At 76.9% G+C, this 558-nt stretch carries 1 protein-coding gene; it reads left to right on the top strand.

The window, feature by feature from the left end:
- On the top strand, positions 1-558 hold a 558-nt coding region (locus tag KUM32_RS42805), incomplete at both ends, for an aldehyde dehydrogenase family protein (protein WP_217146950.1).

The following is a 558-nucleotide window of genomic DNA, read 5'->3' as shown; positions in this document are numbered from 1 at the left end:
GACCTGGCCATGGTGTACGGCGGGGACGCGGTGGTGGACGCGTACCGCGCGAGCACGACCGTGCTGCCGCACGGGCCGGGCCGGGCCAAGATCCTCGTCACCGCGGACGCCGACGTCCCGCGCCACCTGGACACGATCGTCGCCTCGGTCAGCGAACAGGCCGGCGCCGCCTGCGTGAACACCACGGCCGTCTTCGTCGAGGGCGACCCGGCGCCGGTGGCGCGGGCCATCGCCGAGCGGCTGGCGGGGCTGCCGTCGCTGGCGCCGGAGTCCGCGGCGGCCGTCCTGCCGGTGCGGCGGGTGGACGCGGCGCGCGAGCTGGAGAAGTTCCTGCACGCCGAGGCCGCGGGCGCCACGGCGTGGCTCGGCGGCGACACCGTGGTCGACGAACTCGGCGACGGCGCGGCGGTGCTGCGCCCGGCGGTGTTCGAACTGCCGCACGCGAACGCGCCGCAGGCCCGGATCGAGCTGCCGTTCCCGTGCGTGTGGGTCGCGCCGTGGAGCCGGGAGGACGGGGTGGGCCCGCTGCGGAACACGATCGTGCTCACGGCCCTCACC

It is taken from the genome of Streptomyces sp. AC627_RSS907 (assembly GCF_019049165.1).
This window is presented reverse-complemented; position numbering and strand designations above follow the sequence as displayed.